We start from the raw sequence: 21104 nt of genomic DNA, 5'->3' as shown, positions 1-21104 counted from the left end.
GTATCGTCGTGCGCTACCGTCCCCTGCATGGCTTCGCTTCGCTCGCAATGACGGCCGGGATCAGCCGCCATGCTTCTCCAGGAACGCCTCGACGGGCAGATGGCGGAAATCGTCCAGCGCCACGCGCAGGCGGGCATGCTCCCAGTCCCACCAGGCCAGCTCCTGCAGCCTCTGCGCGACATCCTCGGAAAAGCGCCGCCGGATCGGGCGGGCCGGATTGCCGGCGACGATGGTGTAGGCCGGCACGTCCTTGGTGACGACGGCGCCGCCGGCGACGACCGCGCCGGTGCCGATGCTGCGGCCGGCGAGCACGATCGCGCCATGGCCGATCCAGACATCGTGGCCGATGGTGACGGCATGCGCCCGGCGCCAGTCGAAGAAGGCGGCATCGTCCTGCGCATCCTCGAAATAGGCGGAAGCGCGATAGGTGAAGTGCGACTGGCTCGCCCGGTGCATCGGATGGTTGCCGGGATTGATCCGCGTCATTGCGGCGATCGAGCAGAATTTTCCGATCGTCGTGTAAATGACATTCGCGTCGTTCACGACATAGGAGTAATCACCCATCGTCGACTCGGCGAAGACGGTGCGGGCGCCGATTTCGGTGTAACGTCCGAGCGTCGCCTGCCTGACCTGGGCGGTCGGGTCGATCACAGGTTCCAGTCCGAGCTTCTTTCCGGCCATGTCCTTATCCTTTCCTGATGTCGCTGTTTCCGCTCCGCTTGCCGGAGCGCTGGTTCTGGTCGTCGGGCCTTCGGGGGCCGGCAAGGACACGTTGATGGATGCGGCGCGGGCCGAGCTCGCCGGGGACGAGGCCTTCCATTTCGCGCGGCGATTGATCACCCGCCCCGCCATGGCCGGTGCCGAGGACCATGATTCCTGCGACGAGGCCGCCTTCGCGGCGGCCGAGGCGAAGGGCGATCTCGCCTTGAGCTGGCGAGCCCATGGCTTGAGCTACGGCATTCCGGCAGCCGAGCTTGCGGGGCTCGCAAAGGGCGACGTCGTCATCGCCAACATCTCGCGCGGGGCCATTCCCGCGGCGGAGAGGCTGGCCGAGCGGGTGCTGGCGATCAACATCACCGCGCCGGTCGCGGTGCTGGCGAAGCGCCTGGCGGCGCGCGGGCGCGAGAGCGAGGCGGATATCGCGGCGCGGCTCGCCCGCGAGGCGCCGCTCAAGACGCAGCGTGCCCAGACCGTCACCATCATGAACGACCGCAGCATCGCCGAGGCGAGCGCCGAACTGCTGGCGGTTCTGCGCGCGCTCGGGCCGCGGCGGGGCTGAGTTCGACATACCGCGTCTCTCGCCGCCGCCATGCTCAGGCTCGACCCGAGCATCTCTGGCGGGAGATTCTCGGGTCTGCGCTTCGCTTCGCCCGAGAATGACGAGGCGGTTTCGACGCAAGGACCTCTACCCCAGCCGGTAGGAATCGAGCAGGCGGAAGCGGGCGTCGCGATGGTCCTGCCTGAACAGGGCGAAGCGGTCGAGCGCGACCGGGCCGGCGACAACGGCGGCATAGGCGTCCTTCAGCGCCGATTTCACCGGCGCCGTCTTCTCCGGCGGCAGCGAGCCGGTCAGCGTCATGTGGAAGCGGAAGGCGTCGCCGACATAAGGATAGCCATAGGCTTCGAGATAGGCGCTCTGGGCCGGCGTCATCGGGCTCTTGAGGCGCCGGGCGCGGTCGGCCTCGCTCAGCGGCGCGCGAAAGGGCTCGAAAGCCTGCACCAGCGCGAAGGCGAAACGCTGCAAGGCCTCGTTCGGCTCGGGCGTCAGCGCGATGAAGGAGCCGAGCGCATTGACGGTCAAGCCCGCGAGCGGCACGCCGTCGAGGCCCGCGGCATAGTTGCGGGCGAAGGCGCGCAGATGTTCCTCGGTCCGGCCGCCGGCCAGTTCGAAGGGCGCCTTCAGCGTGGCGTGGAAGCCGTAGCGGCGCGGCTCCTCGGTCAAGGCCGGCCATTCCACGGGGTCGCAACCCGAGGGAACGGCGAAAGGGATATCCTCGCCCGTCAGCGCGTCATAGCCCAGCACCGACGAGCCGAAGCGCCAGAGGGCGCTGTCGGCGGCCGGAGCGTAGTAGACGGCGTAGCGAGGCTTGCTCAAAATGCGCGCTCGCCCTGCGACCAGACGGCGGCGAGGACCGGCGTGTCGCCGAGCACCTTGAAGCGCACGAGATCGGCGCGCAGGCCGGTCTTGAGATGGCCGCGATCCCTGAGGCCGAGGATGTCGGCGACCTTCCAGGTCACCATGCCCATCGCTTCCGGCAGCGCGATGCCGTGGCCGGCATTGAGCTTGACGACCGCCTGCAGCAGGCTAGCTGGCACGTAATCCGAGGAGAGGCCGTCGAGCAGGCCCTTCTCGGCGAGCTCGGAGACCGAGACACCGCCGGAATGCGAGCCGCCGCGCACGACGTTAGGGGCACCGGCGACCGTGGCGAGGCCGGCCTGCTTGGCGGCGGCCGCTGCCTCGATCGTGGTCGGGAATTCCGAGATCACGGCGCCCGACGCGATGCCTTCCTCGACATGCTCCGGAATGGTGTCGTCATGGGTGGCGAGCGGGATGCCGCGCGCGCGGAAGATGTCGACGACCGCCTGCCAGTTCTTGGCGACGTTGGCGGCGCCCTCGCGCTGCCGGACCTCGACGTCTTCCTCGAACTCCGCGACCGTCTTGCCGTTGCCGACAGCATAGGTCTTGAGATGCTCGAGGTTGCGCCACTGGCGCTGGCCCGGCGTGTGGTCCATCAGCGACACCAGCTGGACGAGCTCGTCGTCCTGATAGGGCTCGATGTCCTTGAGAAGGTCCGGGCTCGTCAGTTCGCAGCGCATATGGATGCGGTGGTCGATGCGGAAGACGTTCTCGCGCTTGCCATAGGCGAGCGACTTCATCACGTCCGCGAAGATGTCCTTGCGGTAGTCCTTGGCCGAGAAGGGAGTGCCGGCGCAGACGGCGTCGTAGACGGTGGTGACGCCGGCCGCGGCCATCTGCGCGTCATGGACGAGCGCTGCCGCGAGCCCGTTCGGCCAGAAGACCTTCGGGCGCGGCATGAAATGCTTTTCCATGTTGTCGGTGTGCATCTCGACGAGGCCGGGCGCGACATAGTCGCCGCCGACATCGATGGCGCCCGGCAAGGACGATTTGCCCTGGTCGACCGCCGTGATGCCGTTCGCATCGAAGGCGATGGTGCCGGTGACGACCTCGTTCTCGAGAATGAGTTTGGCGTTGGTGAGAACGGTTTGCATCGTCAGGCCTTCCGGAAAGCGGTGATGTCGAGATAGCGCGTCGCGACCTTTTCGCGAACCGCCTCGTCGTGGAAAATGCCGACGATGGCGGAGCCGGCGGCGCGAGCCTCGGCGATGAGCTCGACGACGACGTCGCGATTGGCCGCATCGAGCGAGGCGGTCGGCTCGTCGATCAGCATGATCGCCGAGGGGTCGACGAAGGAGCGGGCGATGTTGACGCGCTGCTGCTCGCCGCCGGAGAAGGTGGCGGGCGCGAGGTTCCAGAGCCGCTCCGGCAGGTTCAGCCGGGCGAGCATGGCCTTGGCGCGCTCGGTCGCGGTTTCCGGTGAGGCGCCGCGCGCCAGCAGCGGGTCGCGCACGATGTCGAGCGTCGAGACGCGCGGGATGACGCGCAGGAACTGCGAGACGAAGCCGAGCGTGCGGCGGCGGATGTCGAGCACGGTGCGCGGCACGGCGGCGACGATGTCGACCGGGCGGCCGGCATGGGTGACGTGGATCGTCCCGGAGGTCGGTCTGTAGTTGCCGTAGAGGATGCGCAGCAGGCTCGATTTGCCGGCGCCGGACGCGCCCGCCAGCACCAGCGCCTCGCCGGCCTCGACATGGAAATTGACGTTGTCGAAGACGGGCAGACGCGCTCCGCCCTGGTTGTGCAGGGTGAAGGTCTTGGCGACGTTCTCGACCTGAATCATCGTGGTCATGGTGTCAGTGCCTTGCCGATTCGCGGTGACGAGGATGTGACGGGCGCAGAACGTCATTCTCGGGCGGAGCGAAGCGCAGACCCGAGAATCTCTCGCCGGAAGAGGCGCTCTTCCGTCCTGAGATGCTTGGGGCAAGCCCGAGCATGACGTTCCGTCCCTCACACACTCAGCACCGCTGAGGTCAGGAGTTGCGTGTAGGCGTGATGGGGGTCGTCGAGGACCTGGTCGGTGAGGCCCTGCTCGACGACCTTCCCGTCCTTCATCACCATCAATCGGTCGGTGAGGAGGCGGGCGACGGCGAGGTCGTGGGTGACGATGATCGCGGCCAGCCCGAGATCGCGGACCAGGACGCGCAGCAGGTCGAGCAGGCGGGCCTGCACGGAGACGTCGAGGCCGCCGGTCGGCTCGTCCATGAAGACGAGGCGCGGTTCGGAGACCAGCACGCGGGCGATCTGCAGGCGCTGCTGCATGCCGCCCGAGAACTGGCGCGGCCGATCGTCGATGCGCGAGCCCGCGATCTCGACGCGCTGGAGCCAGTCCAGCGCTCGCTCGCGGATCTCGCCGTAATGCCGGTCGCCGCGATCCATCAGGCGTTCGCCGACATTGCCGCCGGCGGTGACGTCCATGCGCAGGCCGTCGCGCGGGTTCTGGTGGACGATGCCCCAGGCCGTGCGCATCAGGCGGCGGCGCTCCTGCTCGGAGACCGAGTAGATATCGAGCGGCTCCGTGCCACCCCGGAACAGCACCTCGCCCGCATCGGGCTTGTCGATGCCAGCGAGGCAGCGCAGCAGGGTCGACTTGCCCGAGCCGGATTCGCCGACGATGCCGAGCACCTCGCCCGGCCAGAGATCGAAGGAGACATCGGCGCAGCCGATGCGCTCGCCATAGAAGCGGCTGACATTGGCGACCGAGAGCAGGGGGGCGGGTTCGAGGTCGAGCGCGGCCGGTGCGACGTGGAGGGTCATGGGTTGGTCTCCTCGACCAGGCCGCTCGCGGTAGCGTCGCCCAGCATGGCGCCGCGATGCCCTTCGGCCCGGCGCGTCTCGCAATAATGGCTGTCGGAGCAGACGAACATGCGCCCGCCGCGATCGTCGATGACGACCTCGTCGAGATAGCTGTCGGCGGCGCCGCAGAGGCCGCAGGGCTGCGACCAGCTCTGGATGCGGAAGGGGTGGTCCTCGAAATCGAGGCTCTTCACGCTGGTAAAAGGCGGCAGCGCGTAGATGCGCTTCTCGCGGCCGGCGCCGAACAACTGGAGCGCGGGCGACATGTGCATCTTCGGGTTGTCGAATTTCGGGATGGGCGAGGGGGACATCACGTAGCGTCCGTTGACCATGACCGGATAGTCATAGGTCGTCGTCACCTCGCCGAAGCGGGCGATGCTCTCGTAGAGCTTGACCTGCATCAGCCCGTATTCGGCCCAGGCGTGCATCTTGCGGGTCTCGGCCTCGCGCGGCTCGAGCTTGCGCAGCGGTTCCGGCATCGGCACCTGATAGACCATGACCTGCCCGCTCTTCAGCGGCGCCTCCGGGATGCGGTGGCGGGTCTGGATGATCGTCGCCTCCTCCGTCGCCTCGCTGGTGCGGGCATCGGCCGTGCGCTCGAAGAACTTGCGGATCGAGACGGCGTTGGTGGTGTCGTCGGCGCCCTGGTCGATCACCTTGAGCGTGTCGGCCGGGCCGATGAGCGCGGCGGTGATCTGGATGCCGCCGGTGCCCCAGCCGCGTGCCAAGGGCATCTCGCGCGATCCGAAGGGCACCTGATAGCCGGGAACCGCGACGGCCTTGAGCAGGGCGCGACGGATCATCCGCTTGGTCTGCTCGTCGAGATAGGCGTAGTTGTAAGCCGGCTTGGTATTGTCCGCCGGCATCTGATGAACCGTCATTCCGCAGCCTCCGGCATGGTGTCCTGCTCTTTGGCGCCCCGTTCTTGGGCCAGCCGCTCCTCGCGCTCCCGGCGGATGCGGCGGATCAGTTCGAGCTCGCCCTGGAAATCGACATAATGCGGCAGCTTGAGGTGCTCGACGAAGCCGGCCGCCTCGACATTATCGGCGTGGTAGAGGACGAACTCGTCCTGCTGCGCCGGGTAGTTCGTGGCCTCGCCGAAATCGCGGGATTTCAGGGCACGGTCGACCAGCGACATCGACATCGCCTTGCGCTCGCTATGGCCGAAGACGAGGCCATAGCCGCGGGTGAATTGCGGCGGCACGTCCTTCGAGCCCTGGAACTGGTTGACCATCTGGCATTCGGTCAGGGTGACCTCGCCGAGATCGACCGCGAAGCCGAGCTCCTCCGGCACGAATTCGACCGCGACCTCGCCGACGCGCACCTCGCCGACGAAGGGATGCGAGCCGCCGAAGCCGCGCTGCACGGAATAGCCGAGGCCGAGCAGGAAGCCCTCGTCGCCGCGCGCCATCGATTGCAGGCGCACGTCCCGATCGGCCGGGAAGGAAACCGGATCGCGCGTCAGGTCGAAGGGGCGCGGATCGCCCGCCGGCGGTTCCTCCGCCTCCATCAGCCCTTCGGCGCCGAGGATGTCGGGCACGCGCGGCATGGTCGCGTCGAGCGGGGCGGAGGCCTTGCGAGGCTCGGCCTCCCCGCCTTCTTCCATCAGCGCGAAATCGAACAGCCGGTGGGTGTAGTCGTAGGTCGGGCCGAGCACCTGCCCGCCGGGCAGATCCTTGTAGGTCGCCGACACCCGGCGGCGGATCGCCATCTGGGCGGTGTCGAGCGGTTCGGAGGAGCCGAAGCGCGGCAGCGTCGTGCGGTAGGCGCGCATCAGGAAGGCGGCCTCGATCACGTCGCCCTGCGATTGCTTCAGCGCCAGTGCGGCGAGATCCCGGTCGTAGAGCGAGCCCTCGTTCATCACGCGGGCGCAGGCCAGCGCCTGCTGCTCGCGGATCTGGGCGACGGTGATCTCCGGCACGGCCGGGTCGCCGCGGCGGGCCTGCGCGACGAGATCATGCGTGGCGAGGATGGCGGCCTCGCCGCCTTTGACGGCAACGTACATCAGCGAGCCTCCTCGATTTGCGTCGAGCGCGGCAGGCCGATCATGCCTTCGCCGGAGGCGAGCACGACATCGACGCCGAGCGGGTAGAGCGCGCCGTTCTGGCGCAGCTCGTCGGTGAAGCCGGCGCGCAAGCCCTGCGGCGCGACCCTGCGCGTGCCGGGAATGCCGGGGCCGGAGAGGGAGAAGCCCGCCCCGCCATCCAGGCCTGAGACCTGCACGATCACGGTGGTCGAGCGATCCGGGAACTGGTCGTTGCCGGGGTTGAAGGCGGCAAGCTTGGGCTCGCTCGCGGCACCGTCGATCACGGCGAAGGCGGCTTTGGCGGGATCGTCGACCAGCGCCACGCCGCAGTGGAAGCGAAGCCAGGCGGCGGCCGGGCCGTCACGCAGTGCCTCGGGCAGCCAGACCGGCGTCTCGTAGTCGGCCAGCGCCAGCAAGGCGGTCGCCGTCGCGGCGGCGAGGCCTTCCGGCGGCGTGATGTCGGCCGCGACGCTTTGCAACGTGCCAGGCTCGGAGAGCGCGGTGAGCAGGGCGCGGAAGGCCGCCTGCGACTGGAAGACCGGATCGGAGAAGCCCGGCGAGATGATGTCCTGGATCGCCATCACTCGCCCCTGACCAGCGTGAAGAAATCGACCTTGGTCGCCGCCGCCTTGCGCGAGGCGAGGTCGCGGGCCGCGTCCTGCTGCGCAGCCAGCGCGGCGATGCCATCATGCAGGCCGCCTTCATACCGACCGTCTTGGGTCTCGTCCTGAAGGCGGGCATCGAGCAGGGCTGCGAGCCGCGCCTTCCGGTGGTCGCGGCCCAGCGCATAGGAAAAGCCCATCCGGCCATTGGCGAGGCGCACGACGCAGCGGGTCACGGTGGCCTCGCCGAGGTTGAAGCGCCGTCCGGCGCCGCCGGCCCGGCCTTCGACCATCACGGTCCCGGTCTCCGGCGCCTTCAGCACCTCATGCTCCGGCAAGGCGCCGAGCAGGCCCGCGATCTCGTCGCGGGAAGCGCGCGACAGGGTCGCCATCCAATGTTGTCGAGGGGTTCTTGCATTCATCCGCCGGCTCGCTGGTCAGCTTCAAAGGTCTAGACTATAATGCCTCTGACGATGGTGAATGTCTATACTTTTTGGATGAATTTTTGATGACGCAGGACGTGGTGCAAGAGACGGCGCAAGGTGCGCTGCCGGAGGGCGAGGGCGGCACGGTCTGGCGGCGCATCGCCGACGAGCTGGCGGCCGCGATCGAGCGCGAGGAGTACCGGCCGGGCGACACGCTGCCGGCCTCGGTGGCGCTGGCGGAGCGCTATGGCGTGCATCGCCACACCGTGCGGCAGGCGTTCCGCCACCTTGCGGACCTCGGGCTGGTGACGGTGTCGCGCGGGCGCGGCACGCAGGTCAGCGCGCGGCGCGTGCCCTATCCGATCGGCCGGCGCGTCAGCATGCGGACCAATTTCGGCAAGCTCGGCATCGTCGGCACCAGCCGCATGCTCTCGGCCGAGATGGTGGAGGGGGAGGCGGAGCCCTGTGCGGCGCTGGGGCTTGCGGCCGGGACGCGGCTCTGGCGGGTCCGGGGCGTCAGCCTCGGCGACGGCGTGCCGATGGGGACCGGCACGCACTGGCTCTCGGTCGCGCGCTTTCCGGATTTCGACCGGGTCTATCGCGAGGCCGCCGGCTCGATCACGGCTGCCTTCAAGGCCTATGGCATCGAGGATTATGTGCGCCTGTCGACGCGGCTCACCGCAAGGCTGGCGGATGAGGCGGAGGCGGAGCTGCTCCAGATCGCGCCGGAAGCGGCGGTGATGATCTCGACGGCGGTCGACGCGCTGCCGGACCTGACGCCGATCCATCTCGTCGCGAGTGTCTTCGCCGGCGAGCGCATGGAGATGGTGATCGAGCCGTTTCGCGAGTGAGCGGCCGCCTGGAGCGGCTTGCATCCCGGCCGATGGCGCGCGATCCTCGGTCGTACCGATCACGGCACGGCCTCGAGACCATGCCGGTCGCATCTGAGGAAATGCCATCATGGACATGGTCAGCCGGTCGCTGCGCGCGGCCTTCTTGCTTCTTGCCGTCTGCCTGCCCATCGCCACGGCCGCTGCCGACTACCCGGCGCCGAAACGGGGGGTTTTCGTCGCGAAGGATTTCCGCTTCAGCACGGGCGAGAGTTTGCCGGAGATCAAGCTCGGCTATGTCACGGTGGGCGACCCGTCCGGCGAGCCCGTGCTGATCCTGCATGGCACCTATGGTTCTGCCGCCAGCATGCTGAGCCCGGCGTTTGCGGGCGAGCTGTTCGGCCCCGGCCAGGCGCTCGACGCGAGCAAATATTTCATCATCCTGCCGGATTCGCTCGGCGTGGGGCAATCGTCGAAACCATCGGACGGCCTCAGGGCCAAGTTCCCGCGCTATAACTACGAGGATCTGGTCGAGGCGCAGTATCGGCTCGTCACGGAAGGGCTCGGCCTGCGCCATCTGCGGCTCGTGCTCGGCAATTCGATGGGCGGCATGCATGGCTGGCTCTGGGGCGTCAAATATCCCGGCTTCATGGACGCGATCGTGCCGATGGCCTCGCAGCCTACCGAGATGTCCAGCCGCAACTGGATGATGCGGCGGATGATCATCGATGCTGTTCGCAACGACCCGGAGTGGAAAGGCGGCGACTATAGCGCGCAGCCCACGGCCTTCCGCGTCGCCAACGTCTTCTTCGGCATCGCCACCAGCGGCGGCACGCTCGCCTACCAGCAGATGGCGCCGACCCGCGAGGCAGCCGACAAGCTCCTCGACGGGCGGCTCAAGGCGCCGTTCGATGCCGATGCCAACGACTTCTTGTATCAGTGGGATGCCTCGCGGGACTACAACCCCGCGCCCAGGCTGGGCTCGATCAAGGCAGCGGTGCTGGCGATCAATTCCGCCGATGACGAGCGCAACCCACCCGAAACCGGCGTCATGGAGCGGGAACTCAAGCGTCTTCCGAATGCAAAGCTGCTGTTGATCCCGGCGAGCGCCGAGACGCGCGGCCATGGCACGACGGGGATGGCGAAGTTCTGGGCCAAGGATCTGGCCGCCTGGCTGCCGACTGTGCCGCGCCGGCCGGCCGGAGCCGAGTGAGGCGACGCCTCGTTCACACCGCCCGCTTGCCGATGATGGCGAAGCGCAGCTTGCTCGACAGGAAGTCGATGGCGGAGACCGCGACGAGGATCAGCAGGATCAGGAAGGAGGTCTGCTGCCATTCCAGCGTGCGGATGGTCTCCGCGAGATAGAGGCCGATGCCGCCGGCGCCGACGATGCCGATGATCGTCGAGGAGCGCGTGTTCGACTCGATGAAGTAGAGCACCTGGCTCGCGATCACCGGCAGCACCTGCGGCAGCAGGCCGAAGCGGATCTCGTGGCTCTTGCCGCCGCCGACCGAGGCGATGCCCTCGACCGCCTTGCGATCGGCCGCCTCGATCGCCTCCGAGTAGAGCTTGCCGAAGGCGCCGAAATCGGCGGTCATGATGGCGAGCATGCCGGCGAAGGGGCCGAGACCCACGACATTGATCCAGATCAGCGCCCAGATCAGCGCATCGACGCCGCGGATCGTGTCGAGCGAGCGGCGTGCGAGGAAGTGGACGATCCGGTTGGCGACGACGTTGCGCGCGGCGATGAAGCCGAGCGGCAGGGCAAGGATGGCCGCCAACACCGTGCCGAGGAAGGCGATGGCGATGGTCTCGAACAGCGCCTGAACGAAGATCAGGGCCTTCGCCCAGGAGCCGGGATCGGGCGGCAGCATCAGCACGACGAAGGAGCCGAGATTGCCGAAGCCGGCCAGCACCCGCCAGAGCGTCGTCTCCAGCGTCGTCAGCCCGTAGAGGAAGAGGCCGAGGATGAAGACGACGGTCGCGATGGTGAAGAACCGCGTCCGGGTCGATCCGCGGATGGCGGCGGCGTGGCGCTGCAGGATGTCGCTGCGCTCGGTCGCGAAGATGGCGATGCTCACGAGCGGCTCTCCAGGCTGAGGAGGGCGTGGCGCAGCCGCTCCGTGCCGAGGTCGATCAGCATCACCGCCAAGATGATCAGGAGCATGATGGCGCTGACATCGGTGTAGTAGAATTTGCGGATGGCCTCGATCAGGTCCTGGCCGATGCCGCCGGCGCCGACGAAGCCCATGATCGAGGCGCCGCGCACATTGATCTCGAAGCGCAGCAGGGCGTAGCTCGCGAAGTTGGAGAGCACCTGCGGCATCACGGCGAAGCGCACCACCTGCCACCAGCTTCCGCCGGTCGCGGTGATGCCGTCGACGGGCTTCAGGTCGATGTTCTCGACGACCTCGGAGAAGAGCTTGCCGAGCGCGCCCATGGTGTGGATCGCGATGGCGAGCACGCCGGGCAGCGGCCCGAGCCCGAAGGCGATGACGAAGATCAGCGCGAAGACGATCTCGGGGACGGTGCGGCAGAATTCGAGATAACGGCGCACCGCGAAGCGCAGCCAGGGCGCGCGGCCGAGATTGGCGGCGGCGGCGAAGCAGAAGAGGAAGGCGCCGGCCGCGCCCAGGATGGTGCCGACATAGGCGATCAGCACGGTCTGCCAGAGCAGCCTCAGCCAGCGCGCCAGGCCCCAGTACCATTCGGCGAGGTCGGAGCCGAGGCTGACGAGGCGCAGCGTCGGCAGCGTCTGCCAGATATAGTTCGGGAAGCGGTGGATATTGTCGATGAGCGTGCCGAGCCTGACCTCGGCTCCGACAGCGGAAAGCCAGACGCAGATCGCGAAGACGGCGATGCCGACCAGCATCTGGCGGCGCTTGCTCGCGGCGGCCTGCCGGTAGCTTTCGGCATGGGCCGTGATGGCCGGGTCGTTACGGTCGATCGCGAGGGTCATGGAGGCTGCCCGTGGAGAAGGGCGTCATTCTCGGGCCCGCGGCGCGCGGACCCGAGAAGCTCTTTGAAGAGATGCTCGGGGCAAGCCCGAGCATGACGGGCTGAATTACGACGACTTCTTCTTGCGCAGCGAGTCGACGAAGGTGATGAGCTCGATGACCGGGTCGTAGGCCTTGTTGTCGACGGCGACGAGCGGGCCCTGCTTGCCTTCATAGATCTTGTCGAAGGCGGCCTTGTCCTTGGTGGCGAGGTTGAGGACGGCGTCGCGGATCTTGGCCTTGAGGTCCTCAGGCAGGCCTGAGAGATAGGCCATCGGCGAGTTCACGATCTGCTCGGACTTGTAGATGATCCGGAAGTCCTCGGCCTTGGCCATGTTCTTGCGGGCCATGCGCAGCAGGTTCGACTCGTTCTCGTCGTTCCACCAGTTCGCGGCGACGTCGACGGTGCCCTGGCTGAGCGCGATGATCGCGTTCTCGTGGCTGCCGGTATAGACGACCTTGGAGAAGAAGGTCTCCGGGTCGATCTTCATCTTGTCGAGGACGAAGCGCGGCACGTTGTTGCCCGAGGTGGAGTTCGGGTCGACGAGGCCGAGATTCTTGCCCTTGAGATCCTCGATCTTCTGGTAGGGCGAATCCTTCTTCACGTAGAAGACGGAGTGATAGCCCTTGGTGCCGTCGAGATTGGTCTCGATCGCGAAGGCGTCGACCTTGACGCCGGTGACGCGGGCGCGGGCGAAGGAAGCCGGGCCGTACATGCCGATCTGGATGTTGCCGGCGCGCTGGCCCTCGATGATCGCGGCGTAGTCATTGGCGACGCGCAGCGTCACCTTGGTGCCGAGCTCCTTCGAGAGATAGTTCACGAAGGGGGTGTAGCGGTCGACGACGCCCGAGGCGTTCTCGGCCGGGATGATGGCGAAGACGAGCTCCGGATACTTCGCCTTCCAGTCCTGGGCGAAAGCCGGGGTGGCGGCGACGGCGAGGCCGGCGGCGGCGAGCTTCAGGGTATGACGACGGGTCAGCATGCGGTCTGCTCCTTTGGGTGCGGGTCTTCGGGTTAGGCTCGTCTTCTCGCGGCTGGCGGCGCGGCGGCCGCTCAGGCGATCTTCTGCTTGGCGCGCTTGGCTTCGGAGGCGGCGATGGCGTCGAGCGCGTCCAGGGCCTCGGCGCCGGCATCCTTCGCTTCGATGCCGTAGAGCTCGGCCGCGACCTCGCGGGTCAGCGCCTGCGGCACGTCGTCGAAGACGACCTTGCCGGCGGCCATGCCGATCAGCCGGTCGCAGTATTTCGCCGCGATATCGAGGTCGTGCAGGTTGCACATCACGGTTATGCCGTGTTCGCGGTTGATGCGGAACAGCGCGTCCATCACGACCTGGGTGTTGCGCGGGTCGAGCGAGGCGATCGGCTCGTCGGCCAGGATGATGCGGGGCTCCTGGACCAGAGCGCGGGCGATGGCGACGCGCTGCTGCTGGCCGCCCGACAGGGTCTCGGCGCGCTGGGCGAGGAGATGGGCCATGTCGAGCCGCTCGAGCGCGGCGATGGCGCGGATCTTGTCGTCGGTGGAGAAGCTCTTCACCAGCGTCAGCGCGGGCGAGCGGTGGTTGAGCCGGCCGAGCAGCACGTTGGTGAGCACGTCGAGGCGGCCGACGAGGTTGAACTGCTGGAAGATCATCGCGGTGTCGCGGCGCCAGCGCCTGAGCGCGGTGCCCTTCAGCGTCGTGATGTCACGGTCCTCGCAGATGATGCGCCCGGCGCTCGGCTCGGCGAGCCGGTTGAGCATGCGCAACAGCGTCGATTTGCCGGCTCCGGACCGGCCGATGACGCCGACCATCTCGCCGTTGGGGATCGACAGCGAGACATTGTCGACGGCGTTCTTGTCGCCGAAGCGCTTCACCAGGCCTTCGATGCGCAACATGAAAGGTTCTCGAACATGACATTTCGCACGATGGCGACACCGGGCCGGCCGGAGCCGTCGGAGCCAAGGTTCATGCATGGGAAGAAGCGCTATCGGCCGGAGATGACAGCGGCGTGACGGCGGGCGGCCGCTGTGCGGCTCCGAACGGCCTTTCACGGGGCCGGGCGGGCCAACATTTTCGTGAGGTCGGTAAAATGCGCTTGGACGATGGGTGACTTATCGGCAGGATGAGGATGGATGCCTGCGTGCGGCAGAGGCGCCGTATCGGCGCGTCGCGCCCCGGCAGGTATCTTGCATAGGTGCCTAAAGGCGCCGGATCGATGCGGCGGCGGCGCAAAAACATGCGTTTTTGTGCCGCTGTGGCGTGCCGGCATCTTAGCAAGGCCTTTCGTTCCATTTAAGACCAACCGGCGGCAACGGAGCCCCCAGCCTGATGAAGCGGTTCGTTCTCCTTCTCCTCGTTGCCGGCCTGGCAGGCGGCGGGTATTACGGCTACCGGATACGTCTGGCCGGCAGCCAGCCGGCCCAGGCCAGCGTGGCGCCGACTGCGCGTGCGGCGGTGCCGGTGGAAGTCGCCTCCGTCGAGATCATGACGGTCAGCGAGGAGGTCGAGGCGCTCGGCACTTTGGCCGCCGACGAATCCGTCGTCATCGCCCCCGAGATCGCCGGCCGCGTCGTCTCGCTCGGCTTCAGGGAAGGCGAGCCGGTCAAGGCCGGGCAGGAGCTGGTCAAGCTCGACACCGCGATCCTCGATGCCGAGCTCAAGCAGGCGATGGCCGATCTCGGCCTCGCCCGCGACACCAACGAGCGTCTGAGGGGTCTGGTCTCGCGCGGTTCCGGCACGCAGGTCGCGCTCGACGAATCCGCGGCGAAGCTCGCCTCGACCGAGGCCCGCGTCCAGCTCGCCAAGGCCAAGCTCGCGCAATCGACCATCCTCGCGCCGTTCAACGGCGTGGTCGGCCTGCGCGCGGTCGGCGTTGGTGACTATGTCCCGGTCGGCAAGCCGCTGATCACCCTGACCAGCGTCGACCCGATCAAGATCGATTTCCGCGTTCCGGAGATCTTCCTCAGCCGCCTCAAGGTCGGGCAGCCCGTGCAGATGCGGGTCGATGCAGTCGTCGACCGGAAATTCACCGGCAAGATCTTCGCGATCGACCCGGTCGTGGACGTGAACGGCCGCGCCATCCGCCTGCGCGCGACGATCCCGAACGCGGATCTCGCGCTCAAGCCCGGCCTCTTCGCCCGCCTCGCCATCACCATCGACCAGCGCCCGAACGCGATCGTGGTGCCGGAGATGGCGGTGGTGCCGGATGCCGTCGGCAAGATGGTCTATGTCGTCGAGAACGGCAAAGCGAAGCGCCTCAGCGTCGAGCTCGGCAAGCGCCTGCCGGGCAAGGTCGAGATCGTCAGCGGGCTGACGCCCGGCATGCAGATCATCACCGCCGGGCAGATGCGGCTGCGCGACGGCGCCGCCATCGCGATCAAGGACAAGATCGTTCAGACGAGCCAGCTCTGATGAGCCTGTTCGAACTCTTCGTCCGTAGGCCCGTCCTCTCGACGGTCATGAGTCTGCTGGTGATGCTGATCGGCTTCGTCAGCTACGGGCGCCTGACCGTGCGCGAATATCCCAATATCGACGAGCCCGTCGTCTCGGTGCGCACCGATTATCGCGGCGCCTCGGCCGAGATCATCGAGACGCAGGTCACCCAGATCCTGGAGAACTCGATCGCCGGCATCGAAGGCATCGAGATCCTGTCCTCGACCAGCCGCCAGGAGCGCAGCTTCATCCAGGTGCGCTTCCGCCCGGATGTCGACCCCGACGTCGCGGCCTCGGATGTGCGCGACCGCGTCAGCCGCGTGCGCAGCCGCATGCCCGACGAGATCGACGAGCCCGTCATCGCCAAGGTCGAGGCCGACTCGCAGCCGATCCTGTATCTCTCGCTGACCAGCTCGCGGCACGGGCCGCTCGAGCTCACCGACTTCGCCGACCGCTTCATCTCCGACCGCGTGCAGAACGTCACCGGCGTGGCGGAGGTCCGCATTCTCGGCCAGCGGCAATACGCCATGCGCATCTGGCTCGATCGCGCCCGGATGTCGGCCTATGACGTCAGCGTCCAGCAGATCGAGGCGGCGGTCCGGGCCCAGAACATCGAGATCCCGTCGGGCCGCATCGAGAGCAACGACCGCGAATTCACCGTGCTCTCGCAGACCAGCATGACGACGCCGGAGGAATTCCGCGAGATCGTCATCAAGGACGCCAACGGCTTCTCCGTGAAGCTCAAGGACGTCGCCAAGGTCGAGCTCGGCGCGCGCGAGGAGCGCAACGCCGCCTGGTTCGGCGGCGCGCCCTCGGTGACGATCGGCATCGTCAAGCAGGCGACGGCCAACCCGCTCGACGTCTCGGCCGGCATCGAGGAGGCGCTGCCGGGCATCATCGAGGATCTGCCTCAGGGCATGTCGATCGCCAAGTCCTATGATACCTCGGTCTTCATCGACCGCTCGATCAAGGCGGTCTACCAGACGATCATCGAGGCGACCGTCCTCGTCGTCCTGATCATCTTCATCTTCCTGCGCTCGCTGCGAGCGACGCTGATCCCGCTGGTGACGATTCCGGTCTCGCTGATCGGCTCCTTCGCGCTGATGTATGCGCTCGGCTTCACCGTGAACACGCTGACGCTGCTCTCGATGGTGCTCGCCATCGGCCTCGTCGTCGACGACGCCATCGTCGTGCTGGAGAACGTGCACCGTCATATCGAGGACGGCATCGCGCCGACCAAGGCGGCGATCCGCGGCATCAACGAAATCGCCTTCGCGGTCGTGGCGATGACGCTGACGCTGGTCGCGGTCTATGCGCCGATGGCGTTCTCGACCGGCCGCACCGGCAAGCTCTTCATCGAATTCGCGCTGACGCTGGCCGGCGCGGTGCTGGTCTCGGGCTTCGTCGCGCTGACGCTGACCCCGATGATGTGCGCCAAGCTGCTGCGCCATCACGATTCCCATAGCTGGCTGTTCAACGTGCTGGAGCGTGGCTTCAACGCGCTGTCGCGGGGCTACAGGGCGTCGCTGCGCGCGGCGCTGTCGGTGCGTCCGCTTATCATCCTGCTGGCGGTCGGCGTCGCCGGCGGCGGCTACTACTTCTTCACCCATCTGCGCTCGGAATTGTCGCCGGTCGAGGATCGCGGCACGATCAACGTGATCGGCGTCGCGCCCGAGGGTGCCACGCTGTCCTTCACCGCCGACTATGCCCGGCGGGTCGAGACCTATTTCAAGAACATCCAGGAGGTCGAGACCTACCTCGTCATCGTCGGCTTCCCCGACGTGACCCGCGCCATCGCCTTCGCCCGCCTCAAGCCCTGGGAGGAGCGCGAGCGCAAGCAGCAGGATCTGGTCGCCGAGATCAACCGGGGGCTGTCGCAGATCCCCGGCATCCGCCTGTTCGCCACCAATCCGGCCTCGCTCGGCCAGGGCCAGGCGAACAGCAAGCCGGTCGAGTTCGTGCTGCGCTCCTCCGAGCCCTATGCCCAGATCAAGTCTTATGTCGACCAGCTGATGGCGGAGGTCGCGAACTCGCCCGTTCTGACCAATGTCGAGAGCAACCTCATTCTCGACAAGCCGCAGATCAAGGTCTCGATCGACCGGCAGCGCGCCGCCGATCTCGGCGTCAATGTCGACATCATCGGCCGCACCATGGAGACGCTGCTCGGCGGCCGGCAGGTGACGCGCTTCAACATGAACAGCAAGCAGTACGACGTCGTGCTGCAGGTCGAGGGCACGGAGCGCAACACGCCGCAGGCGCTGCAGTCGATCTATCTGATGGGCCGCGGCGGCGCGGTGGTGCAGCTCTCCAGCCTGGTCAAGGTCGAGGAGAACGTCGCGCCCAAGGAACTGGTCCGCTTCAACCAGCTCCGCTCGGCGACGATCACCGCGATCCCTGCGCCCGGCTATTCGCTGGGCGATGCGCTCAAGGTGCTGGAGGAGGGCGCGGGGCGCGTGCTGCCCAGTTCGGTGCAGATCGACTATTCCGGCCAGAGCCGCGAGTTCAAGCAGTCGGGCGCCAGCATCTTCATCGTCTTCCTGCTCGCGCTCGGCTTCATCTATCTGGTGCTGGCGGCGCAGTTCGAGAGCTTCGTCGACCCCATCGTCATCATGGTCTCGGTGCCGCTCTCGCTGACGGGCGCGCTTGCCGCGCTGTACTATTCGGGCGGCACGATGAACGTGTACAGCCAGATCGGCCTGATCACGCTGGTCGGCCTCATCACCAAGCACGGCATCCTGATCCTGGAGTTCACCAACCAGCTACGCGAGGAGGGCAAGGAGATGATCGACGCCCTCGTCGAGGCGGCGGAACTGCGCCTGCGGCCGATCCTGATGACGACCGGCGCCATGGTGCTCGGCGCCGTGCCGCTCGCCATCGCCCATGGCGCGGGTGCCGAGAGCCGCTCGCAGATCGGCTGGGTCATCGTCGGCGGCATGAGCTTCGGCACCTTGCTGACGCTCTATGTGGTGCCGGTGGCCTACAGCTATCTGGCGCGCAAGGTCCATGGCTCGCGCCATGGCGCGCATGAAGAGGCGCATGGCGCGCATCCGCAGCCGGCGGAGTAGCGCGCGAACAGACAAAGGGCTCCCTTCTCCCCTTGTGGGAGAAGGGGTCTGCGAAGCAGATGAGGGAAGGGTCGCGCAAGCGGCCCTTTCTTATTTTCGGCTGAGGTTCCGCCCTCATCCGTCTCGGCTTCGCCGAGCGACCTTCTTCCCGAGGGGAGAAGGAAGAAACCCCGGTTCCTCGACCAAACTTATCCCCGCCCTTCCAGCCCATGCCTATTCTCGCCTCGTCCCAGCCGACCGAGGGGCTTCGCGAGGCATCGTGGGCCGGTTGGGATTGCGGGTTTCGCGCTCCCGGACCGTTGCGGGTCCGCTGGATCGCCGCGCGTCGGACAGGACGCGATCACGGTGATCCTCTCTTTGGTCGCGCGGAGGTGCCGACTTCGTCCGGGCCGAACAGGCAGGCCCTGCCCTTTGCCTGGCTTCAAACACGAAGCGGACCCCCAGATACCCGTGCGCGGAGCCGAACGGCGCGAGGTCGTCGCTGTTCGACATCATCGACATCGACTCGACATCGGCACGCAGCCGTCGACTGCGAACGCCGCCAGGCTCCGCGCATCCCTCGGATGTTGAAGCCCGAAAACCCCGCAGGCGAGGCCTGGACGGGGTTCTCGGTGCGCGCAAGCTTGCTATTGCAACCTGACCGAGACGCTCTCGCTCGCCCCCGTCCCATCCACCACGGAAATTCGCATGAAGCCCTTGCCGGGCGGCTGCCAGGCGGCCTCGCGTCGACGCAGCGGCGCGGTGACAGGCGTGCCGTCGACCAGCCAGGTGAAGGGCGGTGCACCGCCCGCGGCCTTCAGATTGAGCTGGCCCTGGCCGTCGAGGCTGTCGGCCGAGAGGTCGATGCGCGCGCCGTCCGGCGGGAAGGCGAGCTTGAGGGCGGGCGTCGCGATGGCGGCCACCGTCTTCGGCACGTCCTGGCGCAGATGGCGCAGCGGTGGCGGCAGGTGGTTCGTGCTGGCCACGATGGCGTCGGCGGGTTGCGGGAAGGGTCGCGGATCGATGCCGAGCCGGGCGAAGGCGTCGAACAGGATCGGCGCCGCCACCACGCGCCCGACGAGGCCGGGCACGGCGCCGTTATCGGCCCGGCCGACCCAGACGCCGATGGTGTGCTTGCGGTCGAAGCCGACGGCCCAGGCATCGCGATAGCCATAGGAGGTGCCGGTCTTGTAGGCGATGCGGCCGGGCACGGCGTTGAGCGGCGGCGGGGCGCCGAGCAGCGTGTCGGCGACATACCAGGCCGCGACCGGCTCGACGAGATGCAGGGGCGGCGTTCCGCTGGAAGACGGCTCCTCCCTGAACCGCAGCGGCGCCATCTCGCCGCCACGCGCCAGGCCGACATAGGCGCGGGTCAGGTCCTGCAAGGTGATGCCGAGCCCGCCGAGGCCGACCGCAAGGCCGGGCGCGCCGCCCTCTTTCGGCAGAGCGACGGTGATGCCGGCATCGCGCAGCCGCGACAGGAAACGCTGCGGCCCGAGCGCCGAGAGCAGCTCCACCGTCGGGACGTTCAGGGAGAGTTGCAGCGCCTTGCGGGCGCTGACCATGCCCTGGAAGGTCATGTCGAAATTCTCTGGCACATAGCTGCCATAGCGTGCCGGCCGGTCCTCCAGCATCGTCTCGGGATGGGCGATGCCGTTGTCGAAGGCGAGCGCGTAGATGAAGGGTTTCAGCGCCGAGCCGGGCGAGCGCAACGCGCGCGTCAGGTCGAGCGCGCCTGCCCGTTCGGCCGCGAAATAATCGACGCCGCCGACCGAGGCGCGGACCGCGCCGGTCTCGTTGTCGACGGCGAGGATGGCAATCGAGATTTGGGGCGCGAGGCCGAGGCTGCGCTCGCGGGCGAGGCCTTCCAGGCTCTTCTGCAAGCGCGCATCGAGGCTGAGACGGTGGACGCGCTGCGCCGGCGCCTCCGCCACGACCTGCTCGGCGACATGGGGACTCAAGGTGGGGAAGGGGCGGCGTGCGGTCGGGATCTCCTCGTCGCGCGCGGCGGTGACCTCGCCCTTTGTGGCGATGCCGGCGCGTTCGACGCGGGCGAGCACACGGGCGCGGGCTTTTCGGGCGGCTTCCGCGAAGCGGTCGGGCCGGCGCGTCTCGGGCGATTGCGGCAGGGCGACGAGCAGCGCCGCCTCGGCGGTGGAAAGCCGCTTCGGCTCCTTGCCGAAATAGGCGAAGCTCGCGGCGCGCACGCCTTCGAGATTGCCGCCGAAGGGGGCGAGGTTGAGATAGAGGTCGAGAATCTCGGTCTTGCTGAGGTGCCGTTCCAATTCGACGGCCCGCACGGCCTGCCGGAGTTTTGCGGAGAGCGTGCGCTCGTCGCGCGGCTCGAGCAGGCGGGCGACCTGCATGGTCAGGGTCGAGCCGCCGGAGACGACGCGGCCATGCCGCAGCATCTGGCCGGCGGCGCGCGCCAGGCCGAGCGGATCGATGCCGGGATGGCTGTCGAAGCGCCTGTCCTCATAGGCCTTGAGCATGGCGAGGTAGCGCGGGTCGACATCGTCGCTGGTAAGGGGGAGCTTCCAGCGGCCATCGGTGGTGAGGAAGGGCCGCAGCAGCCGGCCCTCGCGGTCGAGCACGACGGTCGAGCGGTCGGCGGCGGCGGAAAGGGCGAGCGGCGGGAGGGAGCGGATATAGAGGGTGAGGGCGGTGGTGGCGGCAACGACCGCAAGGGCGCAGGCCGCCACCCCGATCTTAAGCTTGCCGAAGCGGCCAGGACGCGGCGTCATGCTCGGGCTTGACCCGAGCATCTCCTGATCGAGATTCTCGGGTCTGCGCTTCGCTTCGCCCGAGAATGACGGACTGGTCGGGTCATTCACGGCC

Annotated in this window: 19 protein-coding genes; 5 read left to right on the top strand and 14 right to left on the bottom strand. The window is 67.7% G+C overall.

The genetic code is table 11. The annotated features are described in order from the left end of the window. Positions 1-60: 60 nt before the first annotated feature. The gene (locus AB6806_RS18355; protein WP_370955101.1) at positions 61-681 is read right to left on the bottom strand and encodes an LbetaH domain-containing protein; all 621 of its coding nucleotides are present in this window, start codon (positions 679-681) and stop codon (positions 61-63) included. On the opposite strand from AB6806_RS18355, the gene phnN reads away from it, so the two are divergent. Beyond that, positions 680-1279 carry a phosphonate metabolism protein/1,5-bisphosphokinase (PRPP-forming) PhnN gene (phnN, locus tag AB6806_RS18350; RefSeq protein WP_051987983.1) on the top strand — a complete coding sequence of 200 codons (600 nt, stop codon included), beginning with the start codon at positions 680-682 and terminating at the stop codon, positions 1277-1279. The genes AB6806_RS18355 and phnN overlap by 2 nt on opposite strands. Before the next feature lie 126 nt (positions 1280-1405). On the opposite strand, the gene AB6806_RS18345 is transcribed toward phnN, so the two are convergent. The 8 genes from AB6806_RS18345 to phnG all read right to left on the bottom strand — a co-directional run bounded on the left by AB6806_RS18345 (position 1406) and on the right by phnG (position 7983). Further along, on the bottom strand, positions 1406-2095 hold the full coding sequence (locus AB6806_RS18345; RefSeq protein ID WP_370955100.1) for a DUF1045 domain-containing protein: 690 nt from the start codon (positions 2093-2095) through the stop codon (positions 1406-1408). Then, positions 2092-3231, bottom strand: a complete 1140-nt coding sequence (locus AB6806_RS18340; RefSeq protein ID WP_191124717.1) for an alpha-D-ribose 1-methylphosphonate 5-triphosphate diphosphatase — start codon at positions 3229-3231, stop codon at positions 2092-2094. Before AB6806_RS18340 ends, AB6806_RS18345 begins: the two co-directional genes overlap by 4 nt. 2 nt (positions 3232-3233) lie before the next feature. Continuing rightward, a complete protein-coding gene (gene phnL / locus AB6806_RS18335; protein WP_370955099.1) occupies positions 3234-3929 on the bottom strand; it encodes a phosphonate C-P lyase system protein PhnL in 696 nt (231 codons plus the stop codon). A 158-nt stretch (positions 3930-4087) separates the two neighbouring features. Then, positions 4088-4894, bottom strand: coding sequence for a phosphonate C-P lyase system protein PhnK (gene phnK, locus AB6806_RS18330; protein WP_133565452.1), 807 nt, complete (start codon positions 4892-4894; stop codon positions 4088-4090). Beyond that, complete coding sequence (locus AB6806_RS18325; protein WP_370955098.1) at positions 4891-5814, bottom strand: alpha-D-ribose 1-methylphosphonate 5-phosphate C-P-lyase PhnJ; 924 nt, start codon at positions 5812-5814, stop codon at positions 4891-4893. The genes phnK and AB6806_RS18325 overlap by 4 nt, the downstream gene beginning before the upstream one ends. Then, positions 5811-6938, bottom strand: coding sequence for a carbon-phosphorus lyase complex subunit (locus tag AB6806_RS18320; RefSeq protein WP_370955097.1), 1128 nt, complete (start codon positions 6936-6938; stop codon positions 5811-5813). The genes AB6806_RS18325 and AB6806_RS18320 overlap by 4 nt, the downstream gene beginning before the upstream one ends. Then, positions 6938-7540, bottom strand: coding sequence for a phosphonate C-P lyase system protein PhnH (gene phnH / locus AB6806_RS18315; protein WP_370955096.1), 603 nt, complete (start codon positions 7538-7540; stop codon positions 6938-6940). Before phnH ends, AB6806_RS18320 begins: the two co-directional genes overlap by 1 nt. Further along, on the bottom strand, positions 7540-7983 hold the full coding sequence (gene phnG / locus AB6806_RS18310) for a phosphonate C-P lyase system protein PhnG (protein WP_370955095.1): 444 nt from the start codon (positions 7981-7983) through the stop codon (positions 7540-7542). Before phnG ends, phnH begins: the two co-directional genes overlap by 1 nt. A gap of 86 nt (positions 7984-8069) precedes the next feature. On the opposite strand from phnG, the gene phnF reads away from it, so the two are divergent. Next, a complete protein-coding gene (gene phnF, locus AB6806_RS18305; protein ID WP_142023065.1) occupies positions 8070-8837 on the top strand; it encodes a phosphonate metabolism transcriptional regulator PhnF in 768 nt (255 codons plus the stop codon). Between the two features lie 109 nt (positions 8838-8946). Then, on the top strand, positions 8947-10029 hold the full coding sequence (locus tag AB6806_RS18300; RefSeq protein WP_038363104.1) for an alpha/beta fold hydrolase: 1083 nt from the start codon (positions 8947-8949) through the stop codon (positions 10027-10029). Positions 10030-10042: 13 nt separating this feature from the next. Here AB6806_RS18300 and phnE (AB6806_RS18295) read toward each other — a convergent pair whose 3' ends face one another. From phnE (AB6806_RS18295) to phnC, 4 genes are all read right to left on the bottom strand, one after another. Further along, the gene (gene phnE, locus AB6806_RS18295) at positions 10043-10897 is read right to left on the bottom strand and encodes a phosphonate ABC transporter, permease protein PhnE (protein ID WP_370955094.1); all 855 of its coding nucleotides are present in this window, start codon (positions 10895-10897) and stop codon (positions 10043-10045) included. Beyond that, complete coding sequence (gene phnE / locus AB6806_RS18290) at positions 10894-11775, bottom strand: phosphonate ABC transporter, permease protein PhnE (protein WP_370955093.1); 882 nt, start codon at positions 11773-11775, stop codon at positions 10894-10896. The genes phnE (AB6806_RS18295) and phnE (AB6806_RS18290) overlap by 4 nt, the downstream gene beginning before the upstream one ends. Before the next feature lie 105 nt (positions 11776-11880). Then, entirely contained in the window at positions 11881-12795 is a 915-nt protein-coding gene (phnD, locus tag AB6806_RS18285) for a phosphonate ABC transporter substrate-binding protein (protein WP_370955092.1), read from the bottom strand. Positions 12796-12866: 71 nt separating this feature from the next. Continuing rightward, positions 12867-13685, bottom strand: a complete 819-nt coding sequence (gene phnC / locus AB6806_RS18280) for a phosphonate ABC transporter ATP-binding protein (RefSeq protein ID WP_370955091.1) — start codon at positions 13683-13685, stop codon at positions 12867-12869. 433 nt (positions 13686-14118) lie between these two features. On the opposite strand from phnC, the gene AB6806_RS18275 reads away from it, so the two are divergent. Continuing rightward, positions 14119-15201: an efflux RND transporter periplasmic adaptor subunit gene (locus AB6806_RS18275; protein WP_142023070.1), complete on the top strand. Its 1083-nt coding sequence runs from the start codon at positions 14119-14121 to the stop codon at positions 15199-15201. Continuing rightward, complete coding sequence (locus AB6806_RS18270; RefSeq protein WP_038363112.1) at positions 15201-18287, top strand: efflux RND transporter permease subunit; 3087 nt, start codon at positions 15201-15203, stop codon at positions 18285-18287. The genes AB6806_RS18275 and AB6806_RS18270 overlap by 1 nt, the downstream gene beginning before the upstream one ends. Before the next feature lie 626 nt (positions 18288-18913). Here AB6806_RS18270 and pbpC read toward each other — a convergent pair. Continuing rightward, on the bottom strand, positions 18914-21010 hold the full coding sequence (pbpC, locus tag AB6806_RS18265) for a penicillin-binding protein 1C (protein ID WP_370955090.1): 2097 nt from the start codon (positions 21008-21010) through the stop codon (positions 18914-18916). Positions 21011-21104 lie beyond the last annotated feature (94 nt).

Origin of the sequence: Allobosea sp. RCC_152_1, assembly GCF_041360765.1 — a bacterium.
In the GTDB taxonomy this organism is placed as follows: Bacteria; Pseudomonadota; Alphaproteobacteria; order Rhizobiales; family Beijerinckiaceae; genus Allobosea; species Allobosea spartocytisi.
Note: the sequence above shows the minus strand (reverse complement) of the source record. Positions and strands in the feature narration are given on the sequence as shown.

What these genes read in the sequence shown, in the direction of transcription:
- phnN (WP_051987983.1), top strand. Translation starts at nt 680, where the DNA reads ATGTCCTTATCCTTTCCTGATGTCGCTGTTTCCGCTCCGCTTGCCGGA.
- AB6806_RS18355 (WP_370955101.1), bottom strand. Translation starts at nt 681, where the DNA reads ATGGCCGGAAAGAAGCTCGGACTGGAACCTGTGATCGACCCGACCGCC.
- AB6806_RS18340 (WP_191124717.1), bottom strand. Translation starts at nt 3,231, where the DNA reads ATGCAAACCGTTCTCACCAACGCCAAACTCATTCTCGAGAACGAGGTC.
- phnL (WP_370955099.1), bottom strand. Translation starts at nt 3,929, where the DNA reads ATGACCACGATGATTCAGGTCGAGAACGTCGCCAAGACCTTCACCCTG.
- phnK (WP_133565452.1), bottom strand. Translation starts at nt 4,894, where the DNA reads ATGACCCTCCACGTCGCACCGGCCGCGCTCGACCTCGAACCCGCCCCC.
- AB6806_RS18325 (WP_370955098.1), bottom strand. Translation starts at nt 5,814, where the DNA reads ATGACGGTTCATCAGATGCCGGCGGACAATACCAAGCCGGCTTACAAC.
- AB6806_RS18320 (WP_370955097.1), bottom strand. Translation starts at nt 6,938, where the DNA reads ATGTACGTTGCCGTCAAAGGCGGCGAGGCCGCCATCCTCGCCACGCAT.
- phnH (WP_370955096.1), bottom strand. Translation starts at nt 7,540, where the DNA reads ATGGCGATCCAGGACATCATCTCGCCGGGCTTCTCCGATCCGGTCTTC.
- phnG (WP_370955095.1), bottom strand. Translation starts at nt 7,983, where the DNA reads ATGAATGCAAGAACCCCTCGACAACATTGGATGGCGACCCTGTCGCGC.
- phnF (WP_142023065.1), top strand. Translation starts at nt 8,070, where the DNA reads ATGACGCAGGACGTGGTGCAAGAGACGGCGCAAGGTGCGCTGCCGGAG.
- AB6806_RS18300 (WP_038363104.1), top strand. Translation starts at nt 8,947, where the DNA reads ATGGACATGGTCAGCCGGTCGCTGCGCGCGGCCTTCTTGCTTCTTGCC.
- phnE (WP_370955093.1), bottom strand. Translation starts at nt 11,775, where the DNA reads ATGACCCTCGCGATCGACCGTAACGACCCGGCCATCACGGCCCATGCC.
- phnD (WP_370955092.1), bottom strand. Translation starts at nt 12,795, where the DNA reads ATGCTGACCCGTCGTCATACCCTGAAGCTCGCCGCCGCCGGCCTCGCC.
- phnC (WP_370955091.1), bottom strand. Translation starts at nt 13,685, where the DNA reads ATGTTGCGCATCGAAGGCCTGGTGAAGCGCTTCGGCGACAAGAACGCC.
- AB6806_RS18275 (WP_142023070.1), top strand. Translation starts at nt 14,119, where the DNA reads ATGAAGCGGTTCGTTCTCCTTCTCCTCGTTGCCGGCCTGGCAGGCGGC.
- AB6806_RS18270 (WP_038363112.1), top strand. Translation starts at nt 15,201, where the DNA reads ATGAGCCTGTTCGAACTCTTCGTCCGTAGGCCCGTCCTCTCGACGGTC.
- pbpC (WP_370955090.1), bottom strand. Translation starts at nt 21,010, where the DNA reads ATGACGCCGCGTCCTGGCCGCTTCGGCAAGCTTAAGATCGGGGTGGCG.